This is a genomic window from Mycolicibacterium rhodesiae (assembly GCF_002086695.1).
GTDB classification, from domain to species: domain Bacteria; phylum Actinomycetota; class Actinomycetes; order Mycobacteriales; family Mycobacteriaceae; genus Mycobacterium; species Mycobacterium rhodesiae.
Window position 1 is genome coordinate 100,686 of record NZ_MVIH01000014.1, and the last position, 23,786, is coordinate 124,471.

Consider the following 23,786-nt stretch of genomic DNA (forward strand, 5'->3'; position numbering starts at 1 on the left):
AGGACATGACCATGACACAGACACTTGGCGCACCCGCCACATCGACCGACACCGACACCATGCGCGCCGCAGTCGTCACCGAATTCGGTGCACCGCTGCACGTCACCGACCTCGACCTGCCCACTCCCGGCCCCGGGGAAGCTCTGGTCAAACTGGAGACCTCCGGGGTCTGCCACACCGATCTGCATGCCGCCCATGGTGATTGGCCGGTCAAACCGGCACCGCCGTTCATCCCGGGCCACGAGGGTTACGGCACTGTCGTCGCGCTCGGCGAGGGCGTCTCCGACCTGGAACTGGGTGACAAGGTGGGCAACGCCTGGCTGTGGTCGGCGTGCGGCAGCTGCGAATACTGCCGCACCGGCTGGGAGACATTGTGCGAGAGCCAGCGCAACGGCGGTTACAGCGTCAACGGCAGCTTCGGTACCTACATGCTGGTGAATGCGGCCTACGCCGCCCGGATTCCGGATGGCATCGACCCACTCGAGGTGGCACCCATCCTGTGCGCCGGCGTCACCGTCTACAAGGGCCTCAAGGTCACTGACACCCGGCCCGGCCAGTGGGTCGCGATTTCCGGTATCGGCGGCCTCGGACACATCGCTGTGCAGTATGCCCGCGCGATGGGACTGCGTGTGGTCGCCGTCGACATCGACGACGCGAAACTCGCACTGGCCGAACGGCTCGGTGCCGAGGTGACCGTCAACGCCAGGACCTCCGACGTCGTCGACGAAGTGCAGAAAGCCACCGGCGGTGTCCACGCCGTGCTTGTCACGGCGGTGCACCCGCAGGCGTTCGGCCAGGCGATCGGGCTGACCCGGCGCGGTGGAACCATCGTCTTCAACGGCCTGCCGCCGGGCGACTTCCCCGCACCGATCTTCGACATCGTGTTGAAGGGCTTGACGATTCGCGGCTCCATCGTCGGCACCCGGCAGGACATGGCCGAGGCGCTCGACTTCTACGCCCGCGGGTTGATCCATCCCACCGTCGAGGCCGCCAAGCTCGACGACATCAACGAGGTGTTCGGTCGGATGGAGCGGGGCCAGATCGACGGCCGCGTCGTCATCGACTACCGCTGAGTCTCCAGCAGCCTGCGAACGGCCTCGATGCCGACCAGACGGATATCGTCGCGTCGGATCGTCGCCCACCGCCCCGGCGTCATGGCGAAACCCACCATGGTGTCGGGGCGGTCGCGTCGGAGCTCGCGCGTTCTGACGGTCTCGGTGTAGGGCAGTGACCGGGTCACCGCCAACGACGCGGCGTTGTCGTGCCAGGCTCGGGTGACCGCGAGATCGGCGTCGAAACCGGCGAAGATCAGATGCAGAGCCGCCTGGCGGAGCTCTTTACCGAGGCCCCGACCCTGATGAGCCAGGCCGAGCCATGAGCCGGTGGTCAACCGGCGATTGTTCGGAAAGTCCTCGGCGTGAACCGAACACATTCCGACCACCTTGTCCTCGACGAGGACAGCGAGGTCCAGGTTCCACCGCGCAGGCGACAGTTCGGCGCGGTTGCGCCAGTAGAACTGCAGGGCGTTGCGCTCCAGCGCAGGGGAGGGCACATCGGTCCAGGGTTCGGTGAACGGCATGACCGCCGGATCGTGAATGCCCTTGGCCGCCAACGTTGCCAGCGCCGTCCCCAGTTCGTCGTCGACGTAGCGCAGCCCGAGGCGCGGCGTCACCACCTGCAGGTCGGCCGGCGGCCAGACATCAGCCATGACACAAGAGGACCACAGCGCGGGGCGGGTCCGAAAGTGATTTATCCGCGCAGCTGTGGAAGCACGTCGGACTCCCAGGCGGCGAAGAAGCCGTCCAAGTCCGGGCCGATCTGCTGGACGTAGAGCTCGTCGACGCCGGCGTCGATGTACTCACGTGCTCGCGTGACGTGCTTGTCGGGGTCCGGACCGCAGATGATCGACTCGCCGACCGTCTCCCGCGGCACCAGGTCCATCAACGCTTCAAAGTCCTTGGGCCGCGGCAGGGTTTGCGCGCTCTGCCCCGGGAGGCCATCGTTGGCCCACAGCCGATGTGCGACCTCCAGCGCCTTGTCGGCGTCGCGATCCCAGGTGACCTTCATACCGGCCTGCACCGGCTTGTCCCCGCCGCCGGAGTTGCGGAATGTCTGCACCAGATCGGCCTCCGGGGTCACCAGGACATAGCCGTCGCCGATACGGCCTGCCAGCTCGGCGGCCTGCGGTCCGAAGCCCGACACGTAGATCGGCACAGGCTGCTCTGGCCGGGTGTAGATGCGGGCCTCCTGCACCTCGTAATGCACACCGTGGTGGCTCACCTCGTTGCCGCGGTGCAACAGCCGGATCACCTCGACAGCCTCCTCGAGCATTTCCAGCCGAACGCCGACCGATGGCCACGGGTCGCCGAGGATGTGTTCGTTCAGAGCCTCACCGCTACCGACGCCCAACACGAACTTGCCGTCGAGCTGAACGGCGGCGGTCGCCGCGGCCTGGGCGATGATCGCCGGGTGGATCCGCATGGTCGGGCAGGTCACCGCCGTCGAGACGGGAAGTGAGGTGGCTTCCGACAACGCGCCGATAACACCCCACACGAACGCGCTCTGACCCTGCTCGTCGTTCCACGGGTGGAAATGATCCGAGATCCAGAGACTTTCGAATCCGGCCGCCTCCGCGCGCTTGGCCTGATCGACGAGTTCTGAGGGGCAGTACTGTTCAGAGGACAAGAAGTATCCGATTTTCGCCATGACGGCGAAGTACCCATTGCGGGCAAGGCTATTCGCTGGCCTGCCGCAGGGTCTCAGCCATCTGGCGCTGATCGGCGCCGCGCTCGACCTCGCTTCCTGAGGTACGGCAAGATGCCAGGAAATGAGCACACCTAACGGACCTCAGTCGGTCTTCTGCGTCGGCAACACCGGAGTCAGTGAGGCCGGCATCTCGTTGGATCAACAGGTGAATCAGACGCTCGTCGACCATCGCGGTCTGCTGGAGATGCCTGCCTACGCGGTGATGGCCGAATCCGTCACGAGCGGCGCCTACTGGTACACGTTCGCCGAACCGGTCGCCACCGTGCAATCGTGGCTGGCGCTGACCGCCGGCGTCCGCCCCACAGTGGGAGATCGGCTGCACGCCATCTCGGCCATGGCTCACCGCGACGACGCCCAGGGCACGGCGACCATGACCATCACCAACGGCTCGCACGACGTCGTCTGCTCGGGCGTTGCCCGCGCCGTCCGGGTCGGCCGCAGCTCCGAAGCACTGCGCGCACTGGACAAGGACGCGATCGCTGAACCCGTCACGACGCTGCCCGGCCCGCCCGACATCGATACAGCAGTCTCGGCCATCGATCCGGACTGGGACGGCCGGCGCATCCTGACCGCGATCAGCAGCGGCGAGATCGCCCGCGGTCCCTTGAGTGAACTGCTGGCTCTGAGGGTCGAGAGTGCAGACGAACCGATCCTGACCATCGACCCGCAACCGTGGATGGCCAATCCCCTCGGCGCCATCCAGGGCGGGGTCATCGCCTCGATCATCGGCCAAGCCTGCTGGTTGGCAGGCCAGGCACACACCGGCGCGGGTGATCGCTACACCCTGGCTGACCTCTCGGTTTACTACTTCCGGTCGCCGCCGGTCGACGGTCGGTCCCTCACGCTGGCCACCGTCACCGAACGGGTGGGGCGCCGGATGGGGACGGTCTCGGCGACCATGACCGACGCCGCGGGCACCCACTATGTCCGCGCCGTCGCCAACATCGCCTACGAGCGGGGATGAGCGTTTTGACCTGCCCGGATCGTCGCAGGTAAGCTGCCACGTTGGCGTGCGGTACGCCGCGGTTCGCCCCGCGGGGTAAGCGGGGTTCTCGGGTCAGTGTTGGTCGCCGAGGAGCAACCCCACCGTCACGTTCCGACCGACACCCGGGTCACACCGGGATCCACACGGGGTAGAAACCCGAAAGAGAGAGGTAGCGCTGTGCCTACGTACACGCCGAAGGCGGGTGACACCACGCGTTCGTGGTACGTCATCGACGCCACCGACGTGGTGCTCGGCCGGCTCGCCGTCGCGGCAGCAAACCTGTTGCGCGGCAAGCACAAGCCGACATTCACGCCGAATGTCGACGGTGGCGATTTCGTCATCGTCATCAACGCCGACAAGATCGCCGTCAGTGGCGACAAGCTCCAGTCCAAGATGGCCTACCGTCACTCGGGTTACCCCGGTGGTCTGCGGGCGCGCACTCTTGGCGACGAGATGGAAAAGCATGCCGATCGTGTGGTCGAGAAGGCCATCGTCGGGATGCTGCCGCACAACAAGCTGAGCCGGCAGATTCAGAAGAAGCTCAAGGTCTACGCGGGCCCGGATCATCCGCACGCCGCCCAGCAGCCGATTCCGTTCGAGATCAAGCAGGTGGCCCAGTGAGCGAAACGACAGACGTGACCGAGGTCGTCGAGACCGAAGTGATCGAGGCCCTGGACGCCCCCGAGACCTCCGAGGCCCCCGAGGACGCTGCCGAGGGCACCCCGCGTGCACCGGTGATCATCGACCGTCCGATCCAGACCGTCGGCCGCCGCAAGGAGGCTGTGGTGCGGGTTCGGCTGGTGCCGGGCACCGGCCAGTTCAACCTCGACGGCCGCAGCCTGGAGGCCTACTTCCCGAACAAGGTGCACCAGCAGCTGATCAAGGCTCCGCTGGTGACCGTTGACCGGGTGGACAGCTTCGACATCTACGCCCACCTCGACGGCGGCGGCCCCTCGGGTCAGGCCGGTGCGCTTCGCCTGGCGATCGCCCGGGCGCTGATCCTGGTTCAGCCTGAGGACCGGCCTGCGCTGAAGAAGGCCGGCTTCCTCACCCGTGACCCGCGTGCCATCGAGCGCAAGAAGTACGGCCTCAAGAAGGCCCGTAAGGCGCCGCAGTACAGCAAGCGCTGACCTGTCGCGTACATCTACGCAACGGCCCACCGGGCGTCGCCAGTCTTTCGGCTGGAGGCGCCCGGTGCGTCGTTTGTGGCCCCCAGCGTCGTCTATGACCTGGGTCACACGCCGTGTTGCCTGCTCAGCGCGCATGTCGCGGCGGATTATCAAGTTCTGGTTTGAGCCAACTGCCCTTCGGAAAGCCTTCTAGAGGCCGACGGCAACGTTCGGCCGCCCGAGGTAGGAGGCGGGACCCTTCGGGGGGTCGGTGTTCTCCTTCGGGGCTGTGAGGTGAGCGATCTGCTCCCGCAGCTCTGATTCCCTGCCATCACGCAGAAGAAAAGGAGCGAATATGAACACGTTCACGAAGACGGCCGCTGGTGCGTTGCTTGGCGGCTCGCTGCTCGTCGCGAGTGGTTTCGGACTCGCGAACGCGGCTCCCGAGGCACCGGCGCCGCAGCCTCAGGCGCCGCAGGCGGCCGGCGATCAGCTCAATGTGGGCCTGACCGTCAACGGTGAGCAACTCGGCACGATCCAGAACGTGTCGGTCAGCAGCGCGCAGACCCTGGCCACCAGCGTGTGCCCGGGCGACGACCTGTCGTCGAAGCTGCCGCAGCTCGCCAGCAAGGAGATCTCCACTGTTCCGGTGTGCGCCAGCAGCGCCACGGGTGTGAGCTACACGTTCACCCAGGCCGGACCGGGTAACTCCGAGATGGCTCCCGGTCAGAGCGGACACGGCAACGCGGGTATCGGTGCGACGGCCGTGCCGGCCGCTCCGGAGCCCGCCGAGGCGCCGATGACCGGCAGCCGGTAATCGTCTGTCAGCTGGATAGCAGCAGCGCACTGCCCGCACCCATTCCGGGTGCGGGCAGTGTTCGCCATGGAGCGTCTCGTTGCTGTGTCGGTTTGGTGGCGACACGGCCGTTAACCTGGTTGGTTGTGTTCTGAGCGGCTAGTTGTGAGAAATTTGTCCACATGGGTCGACTGTTCGGGACCGATGGTGTCCGCGGCGTCGCCAACCGAGAACTGACTGCCGAGCTGGGCCTGGCGTTGGGAGCGGCGGCGGCACGCCGGCTCGCGGCAACCAGAAGCACCGGCCGGCGCCTCGCAGTCGTCGGACGTGATCCGCGCGCCAGCGGCGAGATGCTGGAGGCGGCGGTCATCGCCGGCGTGACCAGTGAGGGTGTGGACGCGCTGCGGGTCGGGGTGTTGCCGACGCCGGCGGTCGCTTTTCTGACCGCCGCCTACGGTGCCGACTTCGGCGTGATGATCTCGGCGTCGCACAACGCCATGCCGGACAACGGCATCAAGATCTTCGGTCCCGGCGGACACAAGCTCGACGACGACGCCGAGGATCGCATCGAAGAGCTCGTCGCTCAAGGCCCCGGGCTGCGTCCGGTCGGTGCGGGCATCGGGCGTGTGCTCGATGCGCGCGATGCACTGGAGCGCTACCTGCACCACATCCGCGGTGCGGCACCGGTGCGATTGGACGGGCTGTCGGTCGTCGTCGACTGCGCCAACGGCGCGGCGTTCCAGGCCGCGCCGCGCGCGTACCACGCTGCAGGCGCAAGCGTGATCGCGATCAACGCCGAACCGGACGGCCTCAACATCAACGAAGGCTGCGGCTCAACGCATCTGGAGCAGGTACAGGCCGCGGTGTTGGCCCATGGTGCCGACCTGGGTCTGGCGCACGACGGCGACGCCGATCGCTGCCTGGCGGTCGACGCCGACGGCCGGGTTGTCGACGGTGACGCCATCATGGTGATCCTCGCCCTTGCCTTGCGCGAGGCCGGTGAGCTCGCTTCCGAGACACTGGTGGCCACCGTGATGAGCAATCTCGGGTTGCACATCGCCATGCGCGAGGCCGGAATCACGGTGCGCACCACCGGAGTTGGTGATCGGTATGTCCTGGAGGAACTGCGTGCCGGGGAGTACTCGCTCGGCGGGGAACAGTCCGGCCACATCGTGATGCCTGCGCTGGGAACGACCGGTGACGGGCTTGCCACCGGCTTGCGGTTGATGGCGCGGATGGCCCAGACTGGCTTGTCGCTCGCTGAGCTGGCCGCACCGATGCAGACCCTGCCGCAGGTGCTCATCAATGTCACGGTGGCGGACAAGGCGACGGTCGCCGAGGCGCCTGCGGTGCAGAGCGCGGTGCGCGCGGCCGAGGCCGAACTCGGTGACACCGGGCGAATCCTGTTGCGCCCATCCGGAACTGAACAGATGGTGCGCGTCATGGTAGAAGCCGCTGACGAAGACACCGCCCGGCTGCTGGCGATCCGTGTCGCCGAGTCGGTCAGCGCCCAAGGCTGACAAAAGTTCCGGGAACCTGTCCGGCGCGCCGTGCGTCATAGGGGATATGGGTAACACGCGGGTGGACTGTGGCGGGTTACGGGTTGCCGCGCACCATTTCGACTCCACCGCCGAGGTGCTCGACGGTGCACTGCGGGGACAACTGAGCCGACTGCACTTCGACGGTGCGATGGCAGGCCGTATGCACGTCGCGCACGGGGATGCGGTGCGCGCGGCGCTGGACCGGTTGGCGGCAGCAATGGCCCAGTGGTCGCGGGCGGCTGCGGAAACCGCTGTCGCGCTTCGAGTTACCGCCGACCGCTACGGGGATGCCGAACTGCGCGCGGCGGCGCTGTGACACCGGACGTGGCGGCGCGGCTCGCGGCCGGGCGACCTTCGGTGACCACCACCGCGACCTACGTGGCAGCCTGCCACGCCGTCGGCTATCAGCATCCGGACCTGACTGCGCACGCGGGGCAGATCTTCGAGTGGTACGGCGGCGACGACGGTTTGGATCTGGCCGTGCTCGACGCCGACTGCGCGACGCTGCGGGCCGCATCAGCCGCCGCCGACCAGGCGGTGCGTGTTTCGCGCGACGGGCTGGCCGCCGCGGCGGCGGCATGGGGCGGTGAGTCCGGTTCGGTGGCCGGCGAATTCATCCAGCGACACTGTGCGGCCGCTGCGGCGGTGGCGGATTCGTTGCGGGCCGCGGCGCTGAGCTGTGAGGCGTTGCGCGACGGGCTGTGGCGCGCGGTCGACGAGAAGGTCGGGGCGGCCGTGTCGATCGACGACCGGCGGGCCGGTGAGCGGCCGGCGTGGTTGGCCGCAGCAGCCACCGTGGTGGGCGGGGGAGCGGCCCGCGAGCAGGCGATCGATGTCGTCGCCCACCAGGTCACCCCGTACGTCGACGCCGACATCCGCACCGATTGGCTCTCCGCCATGCGTGCGGCGGCATCGTCGGCGACGGATGCCTATGAGGACGCATTACGACAGTTAAATTCTTCGCCCACACCACATTTCGAGGTTCCGGGCATATTCGGCGGGCCGCCACCTCTGATGGCGGCGCCTGCGTCACCGCATACCACGCCGGCCGGCGCAGCCTCGATGGTATCGCCATCGACTGCGCCGGCCCCGCCGCCGTCCGTCGGCGAGCCCGGGCCGCCCGCCTCGCCCGCGTCCTCGCTTCCCGCGAATACCCCAGCAGCTCAACCACTTCCGACGCCGCCGCCTGGCGAGCCGCCGGTGCCGCCCGCTCTGGGCGCACCTCCCTCGGCGGCGATGCCGACGATGCCCGATGTCGGCGGCGGCTTGTCCGGGCTGGTCGGACAGCTCGCCGATGCTCTCGGAGGGATGTTCGACAGCATGCCGGACAACGCGGTGGACAACGGGCTTCCGGAGCTGGACGACCCCGCCGACGAGCACGAGCCCGAAGACATCCCCGAACCGGAAGATGCTGTGCCCGAGGATGATCCGCTCGTCGAGGAGTCTGAGCCCGCGGGCCGACCGGCTGAGGTTCCGCCGCCCACCCCGGAGGCGGAAGCCGTCGAAGCCGAGCCACCGTCGCCGCCTCAACCCGCGGCTGCGCCGCCGCCGGCACCGCCACCGCCAGTCGGCGAGGAGTCCGATGATCAGACACCGTGCGAGATAGCAGCCGACGAGTTACCGCAGGTCGGCCAGTGACCGAATGTGGCCCTGCGATCAGGGCAGCAGCTGCTGCAACTCCTCGACCCAGCTGATGTATTCGCCTGCGTCAGTGGTGGTCGGCGTGGCCAACAGGGTGGTGACTCCGGCCTCGGCATAGGCGGCGATGCGTTCCTTGACGAAGCCGCGCGGGCCGATGAGGTTCACATTTCGGACGAGCTCGTCGGGCACGGCGGCGATCGCCTCGGCCTTGCGGCCGGACAGGAACAGCTCCTGGATGCGATCGGCCACCTCTCCGTAGCCGTACCGGGTGGCCAGCTTGTGATAGAAATTCTGCCCTTTCGCGCCCATGCCGCCGATGTAGAGCGCCAGGTGCGGTTTGGCCCAGTTCAGTCGGTCCTCGACGTCGTCGCCGATGGCCAGTGATACCCCGGCCATGACGTCGAGCTCGCCGAGTTGGCTGTCGCGCTTGGCTTTTCCGGCCCGTAACGCGTCTCCCCAGACGGCGTCGGCTTTCTCGGGATAGAAGAATATCGGCTGCCAGCCCTCGGCGATCTCGGCGGTCAGCTCGACGTTCTTGGGCCCCAGCGCGGCAATGGTGATCGGAATCCGTTCGCGAACCGGGTGATTGATGAGATGCAGTGGCTTACCCAGTCCGGTGCCCTGGTCGGCGGGCAACGGGATCTGGTAGCTGCGGCCCTGGTGCTGGACCCGCTCGCGGCGCCAGACCTGCCTGCAGATGTCGACGACCTCGCGAGTCCGGCCGAGTGGGGCGTCGAACGGCACCCCGTGAAAGCCCTCCACCACCTGCGGACCGGACGTGCCGATGCCGAGCCGGAAGCGGCCGTCGGACACGAAATCCAGGCCGGCCGCGGTCATCGCCAGCAGGGACGGCGTGCGGGTGTAGATGGGAAAGACGCCCGAGCCGAGCTCGATCGTCGAGGTCTTGGCCGCCAGATAACCGAGTTGGCTGACAGCATCGTAGGAATAGGCCTCGGCGACCAGCGCGATATCCACCCCGGCCTTCTCCAACACCACGATGTGCTCGACGGCCTCACGAAAGCCGCCCGAGTAGTCCAGAAAGATTCCGGTACGCATTCGCACAGTAAAGCACCAACCAGTTGGTTGGGCGACGCCGGGCTATTTCAGCAGCGCGGCGATCTGGTCCTGGGTTGTCACCGGAGGAGCCTCGGGGTCGAGGGCCTCGGTCTTCGGCAGCACCGCGTCCGGGTCGGCGAACTCGTGATACGCCTTGTCGCCGGTCAGGTGAAACAGCAGGAAGCCGGTCAGCAGGGCGCGCACGGTCTTCTGGGTGCGCTTATCGGAACCCGGCATGCCCAGTACCTTGGCGAAGCGGCGCTTCTCGGCCAGCCCGGAGGATTCGGCCTTGCTGACGATGTGCAGCACCGATCCCTTCCACGCGTCGGCCAGGTGCAGGGCGTCGGTGCGCAACGACTGCGGATCATCAGGCGCGCTGAGCACCAGACCGGGCACCTTCAGCGACGCTGCCGGTTGCTGGGCCGGGGGGCGCGTCACCGTCGGGAACAGCGCCGCGACCGCCTTGGGTGCGCCCGAGGCCGCACCGGCCAGCCCCGCCGCGGCGAACACCGCCGCCGAGCCGCCGAAGCCATGTCCGGCCAGGCCCAATTTGGTCGGATGAACGCTGATCTCCCCGGGGCCCAGCCGCACCCCGGTGATGATGTCGAGAGTCGTGCCCAAGTCGACCGACAGGTTCAGCACCGACGGGGCGAGCCCACGCTCGGTGCTGGGGGCGGCCGCGACGATGCCCCAGGACGCGAGGTGCTCCAGCGTTTTCACGTAGTGATCTACATCTGTGAGCCAATCGTGGCCGAAGGCCACACCGGGCAGGTTGAAGCCCGAGGCCGGGGTGAAGACGATGCCGGGTAACCCGGCGAAGGCCAGGTCACCGCGTAGAACGTGATGTGGACCGCGGCGCGTCAGCGCCGCGAAGAGCTTGCGTGTCCGGGCCACCCCATGAACCTAGCGGACGGGCGTAATCAGGGTGCTGCACTACCCTGGGTAAACATGTGCGGAATCGTCGCTTACGTCGGGCATCGTCCCGCCCGAGGTGTCGTGGTCGACGCACTGCGGCGGATGGAGTATCGCGGTTACGACTCGTCCGGGGTCGCGCTGCTCGATGGCAACGGTGGGCTGACCGTGCGTCGCCGTGCCGGCCGGCTGGCCAATCTCGAGGAGGCGCTGGCCGAAACCGAGGCCGACGCGCTCGCCGGCGCCGCGGGAATGGGCCACACCCGGTGGGCAACGCACGGCCGCCCCACCGACCGCAACGCCCACCCGCACCGCGACGCGACGGGCAAGTTCGCCGTCGTCCACAACGGGATCATCGAGAACTTCGTCACGTTGCGCTCCGAACTCGAAGCCGAGGGCGTCGAGTTCGCCAGCGACACCGACAGCGAGGTGGCCGTGCATCTGGTCGCCCACGCGTATCGCCAGGGTCCGACCGCGGGCGATTTCGAGGCGTCGGTGCTGTCGGTGCTGCGCCGGCTGGAGGGGCACTTCACGCTGGTGTTCGCGCATGCCGACGACCCGGGCACGATCATCGCCGCCCGCCGGTCGACCCCGCTGGTGGTCGGTATCGGCGACGGCGAGATGTTCATCGGCTCCGACGTCGCGGCCTTCATCGAGTTCACCAGGGACGCCGTCGAGTTGGGCCAGGACCAGGCGGTGGTGATCACCGCGGACGGTTACTCGATCACCGATTTCGACGGTGCCGACGACACCGCGAACGCTCGGGTTTTCCATATCGACTGGGACCTGTCGGCCGCGGAAAAGGGCGGCTACGACTACTTCATGCTCAAGGAGATCGCCGAGCAGCCGGCGGCGGTCTCCGACACCCTGCTCGGCCACTTCGTTGACGGCCGCATCGTTCTCGACGAACAGCGGCTGAGCGATCAGGAACTCCGCGAGGTCGACAAGGTCTTCATCGTCGCCTGCGGAACGGCATTCCATTCCGGGCTGCTGGCCAAGTACGCGATCGAGCACTGGACCCGCCTGCCGGTTGAGGTCGAACTGGCCAGTGAATTCCGATACCGGGACCCCGTGTTGGATCGCGGCACCCTCGTGATCGCGATCTCGCAGTCGGGCGAGACCGCCGACACCCTGGAGGCCGTCCGGCACGCCAAGAGCCAAAAGGCCAAGGTGCTGGCGATCTGCAACACCAACGGCAGCCAGATCCCGCGTGAGGCGGACGCGGTGCTCTACACCCGCGCCGGACCCGAGGTCGGGGTGGCGGCCACCAAGACGTTCCTGGCCCAGATCGCGGCGAACTACCTGGTCGGATTGGCGTTGGCCCAGGCTCGCGGGACGAAGTATCCCGACGAGGTCGCGCGCGAGTACCACGAACTGGAGTCGATGCCCGAGCAGGTCACCCGGGTGCTCGAGCACCTGGAGCCGATCACGAAGTTGGGTCAGCAGTTCGCGTCGTCGCCGACAGTGCTGTTCCTGGGTCGCCACGTCGGTTATCCGGTGGCCCTCGAGGGCGCGCTCAAGCTGAAGGAATTGGCCTATATGCACGCCGAGGGCTTCGCCGCCGGCGAGCTCAAGCACGGCCCGATCGCGCTCATCGAAGACGGCTTGCCGGTCATCGTGGTGATGCCCTCGCCGAAGAACGCGGCGACGCTGCACGCGAAGCTGCTGAGCAACATCCGCGAGATCCAGGCCCGCGGCGCGGTCACCATCGTGCTTGCCGAAGAGGGCGACGACACAGTGCGACCGTACGCCGACCACATCTTTGAGTTACCCGCTGTGTCAACGCTTTTCCAGCCGCTGCTGTCCACGGTGCCGTTGCAGGTGTTTGCCGCCGCGGTGGCTCGGGCTCGTGGTTTCGACGTGGACAAGCCGCGCAACCTGGCCAAGTCCGTCACGGTCGAATAGCGGGTCAGCCCAGCCGGGTGACGGCGTCCACGATGTCGGCAACCTCGGTGCGGGTGGTGTAGTCGGGATGCACGTCGCTCCACGCGATCACGCCCCGACTGTCGAGTACCAGGACAGTGGGCATCGGCAGCGCATAGCCGCCGTCCGCGTTCGCCTCAGCCAGATCGATGCCGAGCTTCTGGGTCACCGCCCGTGACGCCTCCGACGGTGTGACCACAATGCCGAGTGCCGAGGCGATCTGGTTGCCGGGATCGGACACCACGTCGAAGGTCAGTGCATTGGTCTCCGCGGTCGACAGCGAGCCGTCGGGTTTCTGGGGGCTGATGGCGATCAACGGAATTCCCCGCGCGGCCAACGTCGGGACCAACTGGTCCTGGTATGCCTTCAGTGCGAGATTGCAGTAGGGGCACCACGCCCCACGGTAGAAGACCACAACCGCCGGACGGTTCGCGCGCAGTATGCCGATACTCGTCGGATTCCCCTGTGCGTCAATGAGTTCAGGATCCGGCAGCGGAATGCCGGGCTGCGCGGCGCCGGGCGGCACGCCGTCGTCAACCATGCGCTTCTGGTCGGCGGTGAACACCTCGACCGTGTCGGCGGGCAGGTGACCTGCCATGCTCTCCTGCAGTTGTGCGACCTGGGCGGCGATCGTGGCCGGTTCGGTGGTGGACACGCTGACTCCTTTGTGTTGGCCTTCGTTGATCGTGGCCAAGCAAAAATGGAGTGTCAATGCCAAAACTAGCGGTGCCGAACGGCACCGGCCGCCGCCTCGGTCAGCTGTGCACCGATCTGGGCGATCACGGTGTCCATTGCAGCTGCCAACGCCGCGGTGTCCCGGTTGACTTGGCTGAGCAGGAGCCCGCCCTGGGTGGCGGCAAGCAGGGCGAGGGCGAGACGGTCGGTGTCGGTGCCGTCGATGAACTGGCCGGCGGAGGCCATCGATGCCAGTCCGGCCCGCAGGATGCGCTCCCACTCGGCGAACCACCGCGCCAGCTGAGCACGCGCCAGGGCGTCGGTCTCGGATAGATCTGCTGCGAGCGAACCCAGGGGACACCCGCCAACACAATTCTGAGCAGTCCGTATGCCGATGATGAGATCGCGCCAACGCCATAGGTCGTCGACGCACGTCACCCGATCAAGGCCGAGATGCTGGACGTCGAGAACTCGTTGACCCTGGAGTTCGATGACCGCTGCCACCAGAGCGCTCTTATCGGCGAAGTAGTGGTACAGCTGCGATGAGCTGATCCCGGCCGCCGCCTGGATGTCTTCGATCGTCGTGCGCGCCACTCCGCGTTCCTGCATCAGGCTGGCGGCCACCCCGACGATCCGGTCTCGGGTCTGCACGCCTTTTGCCGTCAGCCGGTGCCCGTTCGCCGACGCAGCCTGCACATCCTGGCCTGGATCAGTCACTCCAAAATAATAACGGCGTCACGCGTCCACGGTGGTCTGCTGGTACAACACCAACCGCCACCTGCCATCGACGCGGTGATACACCGACGACATGGCTCCTACGAACGGCTCGTCAGCGCCGTCGCGTTCGGCGGTGCCGATGTAGACCAGCGCCGCAGCGTCGGCCCCCGCGGAAATGACGTGCTCGTCGGATAGCGCGAAGCTCTTCCACGGCGGTGCTTGGCCGAGCGCCGCGGTCACAGCGGAACGGTCCATGATGGAACCGTTGGCCAACACCATCACAGCGTCTTCGGTCATCAGATCGCCGTAGAAGCGGTCACCGGTGGATTCACACAGCGACTGCCACCCCGCGCGTTCGATCTCCAGGAGTTCGTCGAGTAATTGCTGATCGGTCATAACAGCGGATACCCGTTCGGAGTTGGCTGTTATTCGCCGATCAACACGTAACCTTGGTCCCGATGCGGCACTACTTCACCGCCGACGCGATTCGCGCCGCCGAGGCGCCCCTGCTGGCGACCCTGCCTGATGGTGTGTTGATGCGCCGTGCCGCCTACGGGTTGGCCGCCGTGATCGCGCGCGAGCTGCGAACGCAGACCGGCGGGGTGGCCGGTCGCCGGCTGTGCGCGGTGGTCGGCTCCGGCGACAACGGCGGTGATGCGCTGTGGGCGGCCACCCTCCTGCGTCGCCGCGGGGCGGCCGCGACCGCGGTGCTGCTCAACCCCGACCGCACTCATGCCAAGGCGCTGGCCGCGTTTCGATCTGCCGGTGGCCGGCTGGTGCCGGTCGTGCCGCCGTCGACCGATCTCGTGATCGACGGGGTGGTCGGCATCTCCGGCAGCGGCCCCCTGCGCCCGGCGGCCGCCGAGGTGTTCGCCGCTGTTGACGACGCCGGGATTCCGGTCGTGGCCGTCGACATCCCCAGCGGCGTCGACGTGCAGACCGGCGCAATCACCGGACCCGCAGTGCGGGCAGCGCTCACCGTCACCTTCGGCGGCCTCAAACCCGTTCACGCCCTTGCGGACTGCGGCCGGGTCGAACTCATCGACATCGGTCTGAACCTTCCGCCCACCGACGTGCTGGGCATGGAAGCCGCTGATGTCAAGGCCCGTTGGCCGCTGCCCGGCGTGCACGACGACAAGTACAGCCAGGGAGTCACCGGCATCCTGGCCGGCTCGTCGACGTATCCCGGTGCGGCGATCCTGTGCACCGGGGCCGCGGTGGCGACGACATCCGGGATGAAGCGCTACGCCGGGTCGGCCGCAGCCGAGGTCGTGTCACATTGGCCGGAGGTGGTGGCCGCGCCCAACCCGCACTCCGCCGGGCGGGTGCAGTCCTGGGTCGTCGGACCAGGTCTTGGTACTGACGAAAAGGGCTTCGCCGCTTTGCATTTCGCACTCATTTCGGATCTTCCGGTGGTGGTCGACGCCGACGCCCTCACCATCCTGTCCACCCAGCCGGATCTGGTGGCGGCACGGTCGGCACCAACGGTGCTGACCCCGCACGCGGGCGAGTTCGCTCGATTGGCGGGTGGTCCGCCGGGGCCGGACCGGGTTGCCGCCACCCGCAGGCTGGCGGAGGCCTTCGGCGCGACCGTGCTGCTCAAGGGCAACGTCACGGTCATCGCCGAGCCGGCAGGTCCGGTATACCTCAACCCGGCCGGCGGGTCGTGGGCGGCGACCGCAGGCTCCGGGGACGTGTTGTCGGGGATGATCGGTGCGCTGCTGGCTTCGGGTCTGCCGCCCGCCGAGGCGGCCGCGGCGGCCGCATTCGTGCACGCGCGCGCCGCCAACGCCTCGGCCGCCGATCCCGGCCCCGCCCCGGCGCCGACGTCGGCCTCGCGCATCCTCGCCCACATTCGTCAAGCCATCGCAGAACTGTAGAAAGGACACCCGTGCCCCACGTCAAATATCGTTCCCCGTCGATCGCACCGGCCTACACCGGACGCCTGTCGACCGACCCCATCCCGTCACTTCGGCTGCCTGACGAGGCCATGGAACCGACTGCGGCATACCGGTTCATCCACGACGAGCTGATGCTCGACGGCAGCTCACGACTCAACCTCGCCACGTTCGTCACCACCTGGATGGACCCCGAGGCCGAGAAGCTGATGTCGGAGACATTCGACAAGAACATGATCGACAAGGATGAGTACCCGGCCACAGCTGCCATCGAATCCCGTTGTGTGGCAATGGTTGCCGACCTGTTCCATGCCGAGAACCTGCGCGACGACGACGCGTCCACCGCGGTCGGGGTGTCCACGATTGGGTCGTCGGAGGCCGTGATGCTCGGCGGTCTGGCACTGAAGTGGCGCTGGAAGGCCCGCGTCGGGGACAAGTGGAAGACCCGGACCCCCAACCTGGTGATGGGCGCCAACGTGCAGGTGGTGTGGGAAAAGTTCTGCCGCTACTTCGAAGTCGAGCCGCGCTACCTGCCGATGGCCGAGGATCGCTACGTCATCACCCCCGAGCAGGTTGTGGACGCCGTCGACGAGGACACCATCGGCGTGGTGGGCATTCTCGGCACCACCTATACCGGTGAACTGGAGCCGATCGCCGAGATCTGTGCGGCACTGGACAAGCTGCAGGCGGACAAGGGACTCGACATCCCGGTGCATGTCGACGCGGCCAGCGGCGGCTTCGTGGTGCCGTTCCTGCACACCGACCTGAAGTGGGACTTCCGGCTGCCTCGCGTGGCGTCGATCAACGTCAGCGGCCACAAGTACGGGCTGACCTATCCCGGTATCGGATTCGTGGTGTGGCGCAACGCCGATTGTCTACCCGAGGAGCTGGTGTTCCGGGTGAACTATCTCGGCGGGGACATGCCGACGTTCACCCTGAACTTCTCCCGCCCGGGCAATCAGGTGGTCGGCCAGTACTACAACTTCCTGCGGCTGGGCCGGGCCGGCTACACCCACGTGATGCAGTGCCTGTCGGCAACGGCCCGCTGGTTCTCCGACCAACTGGAGGCCTGCCAGCACTTCGAGGTGATCTCCGACGGTTCGGCGATACCGGTGGTGGCGTTCCGGCTCAAGGGCGACCTCGGATATACCGAGTTCGACGTGTCGGCCGCGCTGCGCTCCTACGGCTGGCAGGTGCCTGCGTACACGATGCCCGACGGTGCGGAGGACATCTCGGTGCTACGAGTGGTTGTGCGAGAAGGGTTCTCGGCCGACCTTGCCCGGTCGCTGTGGGCGGACCTCAACGCCGTGCTCGGTCACCTCGACGCGATCCAGCCCGAAGGCCACTTCACGCAGGAACATTTCGCGCACTAGGCACCTGATCGGCTGCTCGGTGCCGCCAACGCGCCGAGCAGCTGATTGAAGGCTTCCGTCATGGACGGGTGGGTGTATATGGTGTCGCGCAACTCGGTGGCGGTGATGCCGTGGCGCATGGCCAGCGCGACGGTGTTGATGACTTCGTGGGAGTCGTAGCTGAGAAGCGCTGCGCCCAGGATCTTGTCGGTGCTCGCGTCCACGACCACCTTCATGAGTCCTGCCGTCTCGTCGACGATCCGGGCGCGTGGCACTGTCGCCATGGCGGCAACCGGCAGGGTGGCGACCAGAATGTCCATCCCGGCTGCCGCCGCCGCGCCCTCGGTGAGGCCCACTCGCGCCAGCGGTGGTGTGGTGAACAGTGCGTACGGGACGGCGGTGCGGGTTGCGGTGCTTCGTGATCCGTCGCCGGTGAGCTGGGAGAGCACCACTCGGTAATCGTCGAGCGAAATGTAGGTGAACTGGGGGCCGCCGTTGACGTCACCGACCGCGAAGATGTGCGGTTGGCTGCTGCGCAGGAACTCGTCGACGACAATCGCACCCGCACTGGTGGTTTCGACACCGGCCTCGGCCAGACCGAGGTCGTCGGTGACCGGTTCCCGGCCGAGTGCGACCAGGACGGCGTCAGCCTCCACGGTGTGCTCGACGCCCCCGGCCCGATAGGTCACCGCCGCGGCCGGACCGACCTCGCTGACGGAGGTGACCTCAGCGGAGGTGACGATCTGAATGCCGCTGCTGCGCAGAATGTCCTGTAGGCATTCCGACACGTCGGCGTCCTCGCGGCGCAGGATCTGCGAGCCTCGCTCCAGTACGGTCACGGTGGATCCGTAGCGGGCGTACATCGCGGCGAACTCCAGGCCGACATAACCGCCGCCGAGCACTGCCAGCCGCGCAGGCAGTTCCGGCAGGCTGAGCATCTCCGTGCTGGTCTGGACCTGGGGCGTGCTGGCCAACCCGGGAATATCGGGCAACACCGGCCGGGAGCCGGTGCCGACGACGATCGATTGCGCGACGACTGTGATCGTCGCGCCGTCGACGGTCTGAACCTGCAGGGTGTGCGGATCGGTGAAGCGGGCATGTCCGGTGAGAACCGTGACGGTGTCGAGGTTGTCGAGCATCGCGAAGTTCACCGCGCGCAGGTCTGTGGTGAGGTCGGCCGTCGCTCCCACCGCCGAGCGGTAGGCGTCGTCGTAGACACCGCCGGGCGTGAGATGTTCGGACCGGTACACCATCGACTTCGTCGGGACGCAACCGATGTTGATGCATGTGCCGCCGTACATCAGCGCCGACTGCTCGATCATCACCACCCGCCGGCCCTGACGACCCAACGTGGCGGCCAGCGTCTTACCGCCCTTGCCGAAACCGATGACCGCGAGGTCGGCCTCGATGTGTTCGACGTTCACCGGCATCTACCACTCCATCCTCGCGGGTACTCCGACGAATGCTAGCGTCGGAATGCCTTGAGCGATCACCGACCGGAAGAGGTTCGATGGCTGACGCTGACGCCGAAGCGCTACGTGCTGACCGTGCCGACTGGACCGCGCAGCACTGTGCGACATACCTGGAAAGCGGTGGCGCCCAGGGGCACGTCCTTGACTTGAGCGATGTCGGGGGCCGGTCGTTCACCACCCACTGCCTGATCCGCTACACGGGGCGCAAGTCAGGTCAGTCGTACATCAAGCCGCTGATCTACGGGAACGCCGGCGGTGAGATCGTGGTCGTCGCATCCAAGGGTGGCGCCGACAGCCATCCGGCGTGGTATCTGAACGTGCTTTCCCAGGAGACGCTCGGGGTGCAGATCGCCACGCAGGCCTTCGAGGCCTCTTGGCGCGAGCCGCAGGGCGACGAACGGCATCAGGTGTGGGAGTACATGTGCCACCTGTATCCGCCGTATATCGCCTATCAGCAGTCCACGAGCCGACGGATCCCGCTCGTCATGTTGAGCCCGCTACGACCGATCGAGACGTTCAGCGCACCCGCTCATTAGCCGGGTCGTAGATGGCCTTGAGTGACACGGTGATCGGATAGATCTGACCGCCGACGTTGACCGCGTAGGAACCTGAGCGCACCCAGTCGGGTGTGACGACCGCATCGTCGGTCGAGCGCACGTAACCCAGGCCCACGCACGCACCGGTCGTGGCACCCCATGCCGCCGAGCTGACCTGTCCGGCTACGGCGCCGTCGCGCAGGATGAGTTCGCCGCCCCAGAGCATCGGCTCGGGCGAGTCGACGGCGAAGCTGACCAACCGCCTGCGGGGGCCTTCGGCCTTGGCCTTCTCCACCGCCGCCCGGCCGAGGAAGTCGACATCGGAGGACAGCTTGCAGGCGAACAGCAGCCCGGCCTCCACCGGAGTGTCGTTCGGCGTGAGTTCCCGGCCGAATGCCCGGTAGCCCTTCTCCAAGCGCAGGGACTCGATCGCGTAGTAGCCGCCGCGGGCGATGTCGAATTTCTCGCCGGCGGCCAACAGGTCTTCGTAGACGCCGACCGCGAATTCGGTGGGAACGTAGAGTTCCCAACCCAATTCGCCCACGTAGGTGATCCGGGTGGCGCGCACCGTGGCGTAGCCCAGCGAGATGAGCTGGCTGGTGGCGAACGGGAATGCGGCATCAGACAGGTCGGCGTCGGTGAGCTCGCGCAGGAGCTCGCGTGACTTCGGGCCCATCACGCCGAACACCGCCATCGACGACGTGACGTCGACGAGTTCGGCGTGTGCGTCGGCAGGCAGGTTCTTGCGGATGTGGTCCTTGTCCCGTTCTGTGGTCGCAGCGCTGCTGACGATCAGAAACTCCTGCGGCCCGGTGCGGGTGACGGTGACGTCGGACTCGTAGGTGCCGCGTTCGTTGAGCATCCCGGTGTACACCGATTTGCCCACCGGCACAGCCACATCGGCGGTGCACAACCACTGCAGGCCGGCCTCGGCTCCCGGCCCGGCCAGCACATACTTGGAGAACGACGTCTGGTCGAAGACTGTGACGCCGGTGCGGGTGCTGACCTGTTCTGCCGCCGACCACGGCAGCCAGTTCTGCTTCCCCCAGGAGTATTCGATGACCGGCTCACTGCCCGGTGGGGCGAAGAAGTTCGTACGCTCCCAGCCCATCCGGCTGCCGAAGTTCGCCCCTGCCGTGGCGAGGAGATGATGCACCGGGGAGCGGCGGAACGGTCGCGCCGTCTTCAGTTCGCGGTTGGGCCAGGGGATTTCGTAGTGCACGCCCAGGATCTCGGCCACTCGGTCATGCAACCAGGCCACGTTGCCGTTGAACGGCGCGAAGCGACGGATGTCGACGCCGGTGAGGTCGGTGGTGGCCGACCCGTTGACGATCCACTCCGCCAGCGCACGCCCGGCGCCGCCGGCCGAGGCGATACCCACCGAGTTGAAACCCGCGCCGACGAAGAAGTTGGCGCACTCGGGTGCCTCGCCGAGGATGAACTGGTTGTCCGGCGTGAAACTCTCCGGTCCGTTGTACAACTTCTTCAGGCCGGTGTGCTCGAGTGCGGGAATCCGCAGCAGCGCGTTGTCCATCAGGATCTCGAAGTGTTCCCAATCCTCGTCCAGTAGCTGGAACTCGAAGGGGTACGGGATCTTGTCGGGGGCCACCCACGGCTTGGCCTCCGGTTCGAAGCCACCGATGACCAGCCCGCCGACCTCCTCCTTGAAGTAGGTGTAGCCGTCCGGATCGCGCAGGATCGGCAGGTCGGGGTGGACCCCGGCGATGGTTTCGGTGACCACGTAGAAGTGTTCGGCGGAATACAGCGGCACGTTGACCCCCGCCATCGCGCCGATTGCTTTGGCCCACTGTCCGGCGCAGTTGACCACGATTTCGGCTTCGATGTCGCCGCCGTCGGTGCGGACTCCGGTCACGCGGCCGTCGGCGGTCAGAACGTCGAGCACGCGAACATGCTCGAACACCTTGCCGCCGCGCTGGCGGGCACCCTTGGCCAAAGCCATCGTCAGGTCGGTCGGATTGGCCTTGCCATCGGCGGGCAGCCAGATCGCGCCTACCAGGTCGTCGACCCGCATCACTGGGTAACGCTCGTATGCCTCTTCCGGACTGAGTAGTTCGCAGTCGAGCTGATAGGCGGCCGCATTGGCCGCGGTGCGGCGCAGCTGGATCATCCGGTCTTCGCTGCGGGCCACCGTCACTCCGCCGCACTGCTTGTAGCCGGCGCTCAGCCCGGTCTCCGCTTCCAGTTCGGCGTACAGCTGGGTGGAGTACTGGACCAGCCTGGTGCCACTCTCCGATGCGCGCAGTTGTCCGACCAAACCGGCTGCGTGCCAGGTGGTTCCGCACGACAGCTGGCCCTGTTCGAGCAGCACCACGTCGGTGTGCCCCAGTTTGGTCAGGTGGTAGGCGACGCTGGTGCCGATGACGCCGCCGCCAATGATGACGATGTGGGCACGGCCGGGCAATGATGGGGTCGACATGTGGTCCTATCGGTCGTCAGTCGGGTGCCTGGGCATCAGCGAGCAGGCGTGGGAAATCGGGTCCGCGGAACTCGGCGACCGCCGACTCATAACGTTCCATCGCCCATTCCCAGAAGTCGAAATCCAATGTGCTGGTGGCGTTCTGGATACACCCCCACAACGTCCAGCCATATTTCCCGACGATTCCCTGCAGCCGGGCTCGCGCTGTCTTGTGTCGTAGCCGTCGGCCGTAATACGCACTGACCAGTTCGTCGAGTTGGTCGGTGGACAAGCCACACTCGGCCCAGATATTGCCGAGTTCGAAGCAGGGATCATTGTTGCCGGAGTACTCGTAGTCGATCAGCCACACCTTGCTGCCGTTGTCAACGAAGTTTCCGGCCAGCAGATCGTTGTTGCACGGAACGGTCGCGTGTTCACCCATGCCGAGGATGCGCTTCATGGCCTGGAACTCGCGGGTGAAGTACAGGTAGTCGGTCGGTATCCGGAACCCGCGCTCCAGGACGACCTTCAAATAGCCGGGTTGCAGTTCGAACATGTCGAAGCGGTCGCGGAAGCGCGGACCGGCGTGCAAAGTGCGGCATCCCTGCGCGACCCTGGCCAGAACGTCGGGGCGCTGAAAGTCTGCATTGGTCAGCGTGACGCCCTCGAGGAAGCCGACCAGCAGGATGCCCAGATCGGGTCGATAGTCGATCACCGGTGCCCCGACGCCGGCCTTCTCTGCCGCTGCGCTGTTGTAGTACTCGTTGTCCCGGTCGATGCCGAGCAGGTTGGTGGAGTTGACGCTGCAGCGTGCGACGTACGTCGCAGCCGGCGTGGTGATCTTGATGTTGCGGTTGGTGAGGCCGCCGTGGAGCTCTTCGAGCTGGCGGGGTTGTCCGGCGAGAGCCGGCAGCTGGTCCAGCAGCGCATCCAGTTCCGGATCGGAAAGGAACGGCATGAGGGCATCCTTGCGCAGGGAGGGTGTCGCGCGTAAAAGACTAGACTATTGACTTGTTGCGGTGCCAGTGCTTCACTCGGCCGTGCCGATCTATCCGGATGCCCGTCTGGCCCGCGACATAATCACCGGCTGGGCGGCTGTGCCGCGGCCTGCGGTGATCTTCGACTTCAACGGCACGTTGTCCGACGACGAGCCGATCCTGTTCCGGATCTTCAGCGAGCTGTTCGGCGAGCATCTCAACTGGGCGATGACGCAGCAGGACTACGACAAGCACCTACTGGGCCACAGCGACCGCGAGATCGTCGAAAAAGCCCTGGATATCACCGGCGCCGGCGGCCACGACGTCGACGCACTGCTCGAACTGCGCAAGGACCGCTACCGCGACCTCGTCGCCGGTGACAACCCGATCCGGCCCGACACCGTGCGACTGGTGCAGCTGCTGGCCGACTACGAAGTGCCGATGGCCATCGTCACCGGAGCGCAGCGCGACGACGTCCAGGCGGTGTTGTCGACCAGCCCGGTCGGTGAGCTGATCCGGGTGGTCGTCGCCGAGGAGGATGTCGCCCGCGGCAAGCCGGATCCGGAGGGCTTTCTCTCCGGCGCTGCCCAGATCGGTTGTGCACCAGAACACATCGTCATCTTCGAAGATTCGGTACCCGGAGTGCGCGGTGCGCTCGCGGCCGGAATGCGTTGCATCGCAGTCGCCGTCGAGCCCTCCGAAGAATTGGCGGCGGTGGCCCCGGCGGTTGTCGATCGGCTATCGGCCGATGTCGTCGAACATGTCTTGCCGTCCCTGCGTGGACGCTAGTTGTCGGTCGGTGGCGCCTTCGGTTGGAAGGGTTGGTACCACTTCCATTGGGCGCGTTCGCCGATGGGCCCGCGACATGGCGGGACGTCCGGTGGTGGGTGGTTCGGCGGGCGGGCGAGTGATGCTGGGGTGAGTGGGTCGCCGTCGTTGTCGAGGACGGTGAGTTGGTGGGCGGGTCCGGTGATGGTGATGTCGCCGTGGTGGTGTGCTCGGTGGTGGTAGGGG

The 23,786-nt window shown here is 66.9% G+C and carries 23 protein-coding genes and 1 pseudogene; 13 read left to right on the forward strand and 11 right to left on the reverse strand.

Features of this window, described 5'->3' with window-relative positions:
• The first annotated feature begins 11 nt into the window (after positions 1 to 11).
• Complete coding sequence (gene adhP, locus BST42_RS23285; RefSeq protein WP_083121717.1) at positions 12 to 1,073, forward strand: alcohol dehydrogenase AdhP; 1,062 nt, start codon at positions 12 to 14, stop codon at positions 1,071 to 1,073.
• Here the strand turns inward: adhP and BST42_RS23290 are convergent.
• Positions 1,064 to 1,708 carry a GNAT family N-acetyltransferase gene (locus BST42_RS23290; protein WP_083121688.1) on the reverse strand — a complete coding sequence of 215 codons (645 nt, stop codon included), beginning with the start codon at positions 1,706 to 1,708 and terminating at the stop codon, positions 1,064 to 1,066. The two genes, adhP and BST42_RS23290, sit on opposite strands and share 10 nt — an antisense overlap.
• Positions 1,709 to 1,749: 41 nt before the next feature.
• The gene (locus BST42_RS23295) at positions 1,750 to 2,706 is read right to left on the reverse strand and encodes a TIGR03557 family F420-dependent LLM class oxidoreductase (protein WP_083121689.1); all 957 of its coding nucleotides are present in this window, start codon (positions 2,704 to 2,706) and stop codon (positions 1,750 to 1,752) included.
• A 121-nt stretch (positions 2,707 to 2,827) separates the two neighbouring features.
• On the opposite strand from BST42_RS23295, the gene BST42_RS23300 reads away from it, so the two are divergent.
• From BST42_RS23300 to BST42_RS23330, 7 genes are all read left to right on the forward strand, one after another.
• On the forward strand, positions 2,828 to 3,730 hold the full coding sequence (locus tag BST42_RS23300; RefSeq protein WP_083121690.1) for a PaaI family thioesterase: 903 nt from the start codon (positions 2,828 to 2,830) through the stop codon (positions 3,728 to 3,730).
• 198 nt (positions 3,731 to 3,928) lie between these two features.
• Positions 3,929 to 4,372: a 50S ribosomal protein L13 gene (gene rplM / locus BST42_RS23305; protein ID WP_036340754.1), complete on the forward strand. Its 444-nt coding sequence runs from the start codon at positions 3,929 to 3,931 to the stop codon at positions 4,370 to 4,372.
• Between the two features lie 14 nt (positions 4,373 to 4,386).
• Positions 4,387 to 4,881, forward strand: a complete 495-nt coding sequence (rpsI, locus tag BST42_RS23310; protein ID WP_083121718.1) for a 30S ribosomal protein S9 — start codon at positions 4,387 to 4,389, stop codon at positions 4,879 to 4,881.
• A gap of 334 nt (positions 4,882 to 5,215) precedes the next feature.
• Positions 5,216 to 5,677, forward strand: a complete 462-nt coding sequence (locus BST42_RS23315) for a hypothetical protein (protein WP_083121691.1) — start codon at positions 5,216 to 5,218, stop codon at positions 5,675 to 5,677.
• A gap of 161 nt (positions 5,678 to 5,838) precedes the next feature.
• A complete protein-coding gene (gene glmM / locus BST42_RS23320; RefSeq protein WP_083121692.1) occupies positions 5,839 to 7,176 on the forward strand; it encodes a phosphoglucosamine mutase in 1,338 nt (445 codons plus the stop codon).
• 46 nt (positions 7,177 to 7,222) lie between these two features.
• A complete protein-coding gene (locus BST42_RS23325) occupies positions 7,223 to 7,513 on the forward strand; it encodes a type VII secretion target (RefSeq protein WP_083121693.1) in 291 nt (96 codons plus the stop codon).
• A gap of 41 nt (positions 7,514 to 7,554) precedes the next feature.
• On the forward strand, positions 7,555 to 8,835 hold the full coding sequence (locus BST42_RS23330; RefSeq protein ID WP_133057507.1) for a hypothetical protein: 1,281 nt from the start codon (positions 7,555 to 7,557) through the stop codon (positions 8,833 to 8,835).
• An 18-nt stretch (positions 8,836 to 8,853) separates the two neighbouring features.
• Here BST42_RS23330 and BST42_RS23335 read toward each other — a convergent pair whose 3' ends face one another.
• Positions 8,854 to 9,894, reverse strand: coding sequence for an LLM class F420-dependent oxidoreductase (locus tag BST42_RS23335; RefSeq protein WP_083121695.1), 1,041 nt, complete (start codon positions 9,892 to 9,894; stop codon positions 8,854 to 8,856).
• A 42-nt stretch (positions 9,895 to 9,936) separates the two neighbouring features.
• Positions 9,937 to 10,788 (reverse strand): dienelactone hydrolase family protein, encoded by an 852-nt coding sequence (locus BST42_RS23340; RefSeq protein WP_083121696.1) that lies wholly within the window; start codon positions 10,786 to 10,788, stop codon positions 9,937 to 9,939.
• Between the two features lie 54 nt (positions 10,789 to 10,842).
• Between BST42_RS23340 and glmS the strand changes: the two genes are divergently transcribed.
• Entirely contained in the window at positions 10,843 to 12,711 is a 1,869-nt protein-coding gene (gene glmS, locus BST42_RS23345; protein ID WP_083121697.1) for a glutamine--fructose-6-phosphate transaminase (isomerizing), read from the forward strand.
• A gap of 4 nt (positions 12,712 to 12,715) precedes the next feature.
• On the opposite strand, the gene BST42_RS23350 is transcribed toward glmS, so the two are convergent.
• From BST42_RS23350 to BST42_RS23360, 3 genes are all read right to left on the reverse strand, one after another.
• Positions 12,716 to 13,384 (reverse strand): peroxiredoxin-like family protein, encoded by a 669-nt coding sequence (locus tag BST42_RS23350; RefSeq protein WP_207569562.1) that lies wholly within the window; start codon positions 13,382 to 13,384, stop codon positions 12,716 to 12,718.
• Between the two features lie 65 nt (positions 13,385 to 13,449).
• On the reverse strand, positions 13,450 to 14,121 hold the full coding sequence (locus tag BST42_RS23355; RefSeq protein ID WP_237159561.1) for a TetR/AcrR family transcriptional regulator: 672 nt from the start codon (positions 14,119 to 14,121) through the stop codon (positions 13,450 to 13,452).
• A gap of 18 nt (positions 14,122 to 14,139) precedes the next feature.
• The gene (locus BST42_RS23360) at positions 14,140 to 14,517 is read right to left on the reverse strand and encodes a nuclear transport factor 2 family protein (RefSeq protein WP_083121699.1); all 378 of its coding nucleotides are present in this window, start codon (positions 14,515 to 14,517) and stop codon (positions 14,140 to 14,142) included.
• Between the two features lie 62 nt (positions 14,518 to 14,579).
• Here BST42_RS23360 and BST42_RS23365 point away from each other — a divergent pair, with 62 nt between their 5' ends.
• Both BST42_RS23365 and gad read left to right on the forward strand, forming a co-directional pair.
• A complete protein-coding gene (locus BST42_RS23365; RefSeq protein WP_083121700.1) occupies positions 14,580 to 16,001 on the forward strand; it encodes an NAD(P)H-hydrate dehydratase in 1,422 nt (473 codons plus the stop codon).
• 11 nt (positions 16,002 to 16,012) lie between these two features.
• Positions 16,013 to 17,392: a glutamate decarboxylase gene (gad, locus tag BST42_RS23370; RefSeq protein ID WP_083121701.1), complete on the forward strand. Its 1,380-nt coding sequence runs from the start codon at positions 16,013 to 16,015 to the stop codon at positions 17,390 to 17,392.
• Here the strand turns inward: gad and BST42_RS23375 are convergent.
• A complete protein-coding gene (locus tag BST42_RS23375; RefSeq protein ID WP_083121702.1) occupies positions 17,389 to 18,801 on the reverse strand; it encodes an FAD-dependent oxidoreductase in 1,413 nt (470 codons plus the stop codon). The genes gad and BST42_RS23375 overlap by 4 nt on opposite strands.
• Before the next feature lie 80 nt (positions 18,802 to 18,881).
• Between BST42_RS23375 and BST42_RS23380 the strand changes: the two genes are divergently transcribed.
• Positions 18,882 to 19,379, forward strand: coding sequence for a nitroreductase/quinone reductase family protein (locus tag BST42_RS23380; RefSeq protein ID WP_083121703.1), 498 nt, complete (start codon positions 18,882 to 18,884; stop codon positions 19,377 to 19,379).
• Here BST42_RS23380 and BST42_RS23385 read toward each other — a convergent pair.
• Both BST42_RS23385 and BST42_RS23390 read right to left on the reverse strand, forming a co-directional pair.
• A complete protein-coding gene (locus BST42_RS23385) occupies positions 19,360 to 21,816 on the reverse strand; it encodes a GcvT family protein (RefSeq protein ID WP_083121704.1) in 2,457 nt (818 codons plus the stop codon). The genes BST42_RS23380 and BST42_RS23385 overlap by 20 nt on opposite strands.
• A gap of 16 nt (positions 21,817 to 21,832) precedes the next feature.
• Positions 21,833 to 22,753, reverse strand: a complete 921-nt coding sequence (locus BST42_RS23390; protein WP_083121705.1) for a choline kinase family protein — start codon at positions 22,751 to 22,753, stop codon at positions 21,833 to 21,835.
• A 61-nt stretch (positions 22,754 to 22,814) separates the two neighbouring features.
• Between BST42_RS23390 and BST42_RS23395 the strand changes: the two genes are divergently transcribed.
• Positions 22,815 to 23,561 carry an HAD family hydrolase gene (locus BST42_RS23395; RefSeq protein ID WP_237159562.1) on the forward strand — a complete coding sequence of 249 codons (747 nt, stop codon included), beginning with the start codon at positions 22,815 to 22,817 and terminating at the stop codon, positions 23,559 to 23,561.
• On the opposite strand, the pseudogene BST42_RS23400 reads toward BST42_RS23395, so the two are convergent.
• Positions 23,558 to 23,786 (reverse strand): annotated as a pseudogene (locus BST42_RS23400) (hypothetical protein); the annotation flags it as partial. The gene BST42_RS23395 and the pseudogene BST42_RS23400 sit on opposite strands and share 4 nt — an antisense overlap.

Coding starts and splice junctions, on each gene's coding strand:
- adhP (WP_083121717.1), top strand. CDS start 12: ATGACACAGACACTTGGCGCACCCGCCACATCGACCGACACCGACACC.
- BST42_RS23390 (WP_083121705.1), bottom strand. CDS start 22,753: ATGCCGTTCCTTTCCGATCCGGAACTGGATGCGCTGCTGGACCAGCTG.
- BST42_RS23375 (WP_083121702.1), bottom strand. CDS start 18,801: ATGCCGGTGAACGTCGAACACATCGAGGCCGACCTCGCGGTCATCGGT.
- BST42_RS23360 (WP_083121699.1), bottom strand. CDS start 14,517: ATGACCGATCAGCAATTACTCGACGAACTCCTGGAGATCGAACGCGCG.
- BST42_RS23295 (WP_083121689.1), bottom strand. CDS start 2,706: ATGGCGAAAATCGGATACTTCTTGTCCTCTGAACAGTACTGCCCCTCA.
- glmS (WP_083121697.1), top strand. CDS start 10,843: ATGTGCGGAATCGTCGCTTACGTCGGGCATCGTCCCGCCCGAGGTGTC.
- BST42_RS23325 (WP_083121693.1), top strand. CDS start 7,223: ATGGGTAACACGCGGGTGGACTGTGGCGGGTTACGGGTTGCCGCGCAC.
- BST42_RS23380 (WP_083121703.1), top strand. CDS start 18,882: ATGGCTGACGCTGACGCCGAAGCGCTACGTGCTGACCGTGCCGACTGG.
- BST42_RS23290 (WP_083121688.1), bottom strand. CDS start 1,708: ATGGCTGATGTCTGGCCGCCGGCCGACCTGCAGGTGGTGACGCCGCGC.
- glmM (WP_083121692.1), top strand. CDS start 5,839: ATGGGTCGACTGTTCGGGACCGATGGTGTCCGCGGCGTCGCCAACCGA.
- BST42_RS23365 (WP_083121700.1), top strand. CDS start 14,580: ATGCGGCACTACTTCACCGCCGACGCGATTCGCGCCGCCGAGGCGCCC.
- BST42_RS23315 (WP_083121691.1), top strand. CDS start 5,216: ATGAACACGTTCACGAAGACGGCCGCTGGTGCGTTGCTTGGCGGCTCG.
- BST42_RS23385 (WP_083121704.1), bottom strand. CDS start 21,816: ATGTCGACCCCATCATTGCCCGGCCGTGCCCACATCGTCATCATTGGC.
- BST42_RS23300 (WP_083121690.1), top strand. CDS start 2,828: ATGAGCACACCTAACGGACCTCAGTCGGTCTTCTGCGTCGGCAACACC.
- BST42_RS23335 (WP_083121695.1), bottom strand. CDS start 9,894: ATGCGTACCGGAATCTTTCTGGACTACTCGGGCGGCTTTCGTGAGGCC.